The organism is Undibacterium sp. GrIS 1.2 (genome assembly GCF_040544435.1).
Lineage (GTDB): Bacteria > Pseudomonadota > Gammaproteobacteria > Burkholderiales > Burkholderiaceae_D > Undibacterium.
Genome location: NZ_JBEONP010000116.1, coordinates 1 through 4,154 on the forward strand (window position 1 = coordinate 1; position 4,154 = coordinate 4,154).

General features: G+C 48.1%; 4 protein-coding genes. 2 read left to right on the top strand and 2 right to left on the bottom strand.

What is annotated here, in order from left to right:
- On the top strand, positions 1–270 hold a 270-nt coding region (locus AAKU61_RS22165), incomplete at its 5' end, for a helicase C-terminal domain-containing protein (RefSeq protein WP_354335758.1).
- Positions 271–538: 268 nt separating this feature from the next.
- On the opposite strand, the gene AAKU61_RS22175 is transcribed toward AAKU61_RS22165, so the two are convergent.
- Together AAKU61_RS22175 and AAKU61_RS22180 are read right to left on the bottom strand one after the other, a co-directional pair.
- Entirely contained in the window at positions 539–1,078 is a 540-nt protein-coding gene (locus tag AAKU61_RS22175) for a YagK/YfjJ domain-containing protein (protein ID WP_503012675.1), read from the bottom strand.
- 448 nt (positions 1,079–1,526) lie between these two features.
- Positions 1,527–2,147 (bottom strand): hypothetical protein, encoded by a 621-nt coding sequence (locus AAKU61_RS22180; protein WP_354335760.1) that lies wholly within the window; start codon positions 2,145–2,147, stop codon positions 1,527–1,529.
- A gap of 553 nt (positions 2,148–2,700) precedes the next feature.
- Between AAKU61_RS22180 and AAKU61_RS22185 the strand changes: the two genes are divergently transcribed.
- Positions 2,701–4,092, top strand: a complete 1,392-nt coding sequence (locus tag AAKU61_RS22185; protein ID WP_354335762.1) for a serine hydrolase domain-containing protein — start codon at positions 2,701–2,703, stop codon at positions 4,090–4,092.
- Positions 4,093–4,154: the final 62 nt, after the last annotated feature.

Sequence of the window (4,154 nt, forward strand, 5' to 3'; positions counted from 1 at the left end):
GCGCGCTTGATTGGCGCTTTTATTGCGACACTGGGATTACCCCAAATGAATCCGGTCAATGAGCAGATTAAACAACGTATGCAGCAGTTATTCGGCTCAGGGTATAACTACACCTATCTTTACCCTGGCATACAAAAAGTAGTTCAGGCAGCAGGACGCGTCATCCGCACTACGACGGATCATGGGGTGATTTATTTGATTGATGATCGATTTGCGCAGCCTGAGATTCGGCGATTGATGCCGGAGTGGTGGGGGTTGTGTACCAGATGACACTACAAGAGCAATTGCACACAATAATTCCTGACGCCATCAAGTGGGCAAAAGCACAAGCTGAGCACGTGGCATTAATCGGTAATCCACTTCAATCAAATTTGCGAGACTTTGTTCAACGAGTTGGCGTTCGAGGGGTCGATCGAATTCGCGGCAAGTTCGTTGACTCGTTACCCATACCAGAAAATTCGCTGTTGAAAGAGATGGAATTTCAGAGGGACTACTTGGCCCTAATATGGCTGGCCTAAAGCTTAGGCACAGTATATTTTTAGTCAACGGTCAAAACTAGCGCCAAATCTATGGCTGCCATCTCCAAAAGACCTTGTAGCGGATTTGCATAGATAGCTAGCTCGATAAAGAACTTTGCGATAACGTCCACATCGTCACGGTGGATGTGATAGTAGGGTTTTGCTGGTATCTCAACCAAACCTACTGCGTCATCAATTATCAGCCCTAATGCACTTGCCCAAGCACTCTCCAGTCGATTAAACATATTGTCTCGTCCAAGAGAGTATTGGCCAAGAGAGCAGAATGCTTCATAGTTTAGAAAAATGACCAAATGGTAGTGGGGGCGCACATGCTGTCCGACCTCTCTTGCCCAAACATACCGGACGACGGTGTCATGCGCATACTGATTCTCACGAAGTGCAAATTGACGGTTGTGTCTAATTTTTGCTTTAAACGAATCGATGAAACGATCAATAAACTCGTTCTCATGTGAGAGGTAACGCGGGTCAATGGTAGGCGGAAGCCGCAGGTCAAGCCTAAACGTAAACGCTCGATGATATTGATGAAGAGCGCGTGACATTGTTTAATAAAGTCGGTCAAGGTATTCTCTTATGAAGGCTCCCTTGTCTGCTTGTAATGGTAAGTCAAAAAATTGTTTTCGTGGTGAAGCGTGCGGTTTGAATTGACAGGATGACGGATCATTTTAATACTCCATGTGATTAGATTCATACATTCATCGCATGGGGTATTTTTTACCTGAGTTAACTTATGTCGATTTTTCAGCCGACACAAAAACGAGTCACTACTGCAAATTTGCACGGAAAAAACCACCGATTGGCACGGCAACAAAAAAACATAGAATGCGCTCAAATACATGCGTCGGCATCTCTAGTCTGCGCAGAGAGAGTTTGCTAGAAAATATCTAAGTTTTTTGGTAATTCTTATATTTTAAATTTACCTTCTTGCTCGCGACTAGCGGCAATGCATAGGGATAACTCAGTGCCATCTGCATATTCATAATGCGGTGATTAGTGCAGCAATGCTAGAAACCTCTCGTCTGAATATACTGCAAACAGAAACTCCTGCATGGCGGGAACCAAATTGTCCCGTACTTTGCCGCACGCACTTGATGCAATGAAGGATACAGGGAACGTTGTCTCATGTCTCACCGTCACGGGCTCTTTTCCTTGAGCCGAAAATGTCGCGGCAATGATCCACTTTCCGCTCCCAAAGGATTCGAAATTGATTGAATCCAGACGCCCTGAAATCTCAATTCCGTCCGTTGCAGAATATAGCCCTTCCTTTGTCAACTCATCACGCATGGCACCCGCAAGGAACACCGCGTATGGGATTTCTGCTGGAGCGTGGACCGGCCAACTCAATCTACATACGAGGGTCTTCATGTCAGGATCGTTGGCAGTGAAATCCGCAATTCTAACCGCAGAAACCTTCGGTTTAATTTCCCGTAATACTGCTAGATTCTTCTCGGGCGCAACATACTCGCCCGCAAAGTAGGTACGAAATCCTTGAACAAATATGGCACTCTTACCCGGCAAAGTTAGGAAAAAATCACCCGTGTTCGTCTGCGTTTGTGCGAATGATTGGGTTGAAAACAAGGTAATTGTTGCAACGAGAAGTGTCTTGAGCATATCGCATCCAAATATTAAGGTTAAATAATTCTGGGAATGATACTTATTTTTTGTGAGTATCGGTGAAGTGTGCGTATTTGCGTCAAATAAGTCACTGATTGGCAATTGAATTAATCCACCCGCTTGCATTTCAAATGAGCCATCGATTAGCACGACAAAAAAGCCACCGAACTAGTTCAAATACATGGTTCAGATATAAGCAAATTGCAAATAGAAATTTACTATTTCTTATGTTTTAAATTACTGTTTCTGTCACGACTGGCGGCAATGCTTGGCTAGGGGCCGTTTGAAGTTTGGGGTGACTGACTCTTTTCAGTACGAAGCGATCATACAAAAATGTTACTGACACCAGCCGTACGAACATGACTTGTCTTTAGCGAAGTGATGTTTTTGTCCCTTTGACTAAAATGTATGTGTGCGCAGTGTTACCCAATTTGCTCAACGGACATCCGGTATTCAAGAGGTTAGAAACAAATTGCTTTGGTGGCCGTGTTCGGTTATTTTCGTAAAATGAAAATTAAATCACGGTAGACCATCAGCTTCGGGAGATTTTGTGCGGGTTTCCAAACGCTTCGTTACTGTGTGTGTCATGTGTGCGGCTGTTCTCGACGGCGCAGGTGTGCGTGATGCATGGGCGCAAGAGACATATTGGCCAACGCACGGATGGCGCTACTCCTCCCCGGAAGCGCAAGGGATGGATTCCCAGGTGCTGGCCGGCGCGTTTGACTACATTCGCGACCGCCATACGCCGATCCACAGCCTGACCATCGTTCGCAACGGCTATGTTGTATTAGATGACTATTTCTGGCCGTTCATGGATGGACAATTCCACGATGTCGCGTCAGTGACGAAGAGCGTTACGTCGACGCTCGTTGAAATCGCAATCGGCAAGCACGAGCTGGAGCTTCGCCAGCCGCTGACTTCGGTTTTCAATCAACAAAGGATAGCGAACCTGGACCAGCAAAAAAAACGTATGACCATCGAGCATTTGCTGACGATGACCTCCGGGTTGGACTGCCACGCCAGCCTCGGCGAGATCACACTGTCCCAGATGAGAAAAAGCGCCGATTGGACCGAGTTCATGCTGGATCTCCCAATGCGCGATGAGCCCGGAAGCCACTTCGAGTATTGCTCCGGCGGAATGCATATCATTTCTAGCGCGATCACAAAGGCAACGGGCCTGAGCGCACTTGATTTCGCGCGCCACGAGCTGTTCAATCCGCTCGGCATAGGCAACGTAGCATGGCCGGCAGATGGCCAAGGTGTTTCGTATGGCTGGGGCGACCTCCACCTCGAACCCCGCGACATGGCGAAATTAGCGTATCTGTGGTTGAACAACGGTCGCTGGGAAGACCGACAACTCGTTCCGGAGAAGTTGATGGATGCCGCCATTCAGGGGCATTCCTTGCCGATGAGCAGCGATACGAAATATGGATATGGATTCTGGATTTATCCGAACAGGCAGCCGCCGCTGTTCGAAGCACTCGGTCGGGGCGGTCAACGTATCAGCGTCTCCCCGGAGAAGAATGTTGTCGTCGTATTTACGGGCGGAGAGTTCGAGCCTGGCGATATTGGTACGTTCATAGGTCGCGCCATCAAGTCCGATCAGCCCATGCCTGAAAACCCGTCAGCTGCTTCCCGGTTAACGGCTGCAGTGAAAGATGCGGCAACGCCGCCTCGCCCAGTTCCACCTATCCCGCAGCCGCTAAGGATAGTTTCTGGCAGGCGGTATACGCTAGCGGCGAACCCAATCGACCTGAAGTCCTTTGTCCTCACGTTTTCAGGAACTGAGGTTGCACAGCTTCAGCTAGAACTAGGCCATCGGAGCGATCCAGTTAGGCCAATCGGACTCGACGGAGTTCCGCGGGTATCCGCTGGCTGTCGGCGCGCACTCAATATTGACCCGCTGCGCGCATTGAATATTGACCAGGCGCTTAGTTGCTGAGCATACAAGTTTGTTTCAGGTTTGTCGATCAATTATGTGTGCATTGTTTTCTCCATTTGTTG

Coding starts and splice junctions, on each gene's coding strand:
- AAKU61_RS22175 (WP_503012675.1), bottom strand. CDS start 1,078: ATGTCACGCGCTCTTCATCAATATCATCGAGCGTTTACGTTTAGGCTT.
- AAKU61_RS22180 (WP_354335760.1), bottom strand. CDS start 2,147: ATGCTCAAGACACTTCTCGTTGCAACAATTACCTTGTTTTCAACCCAA.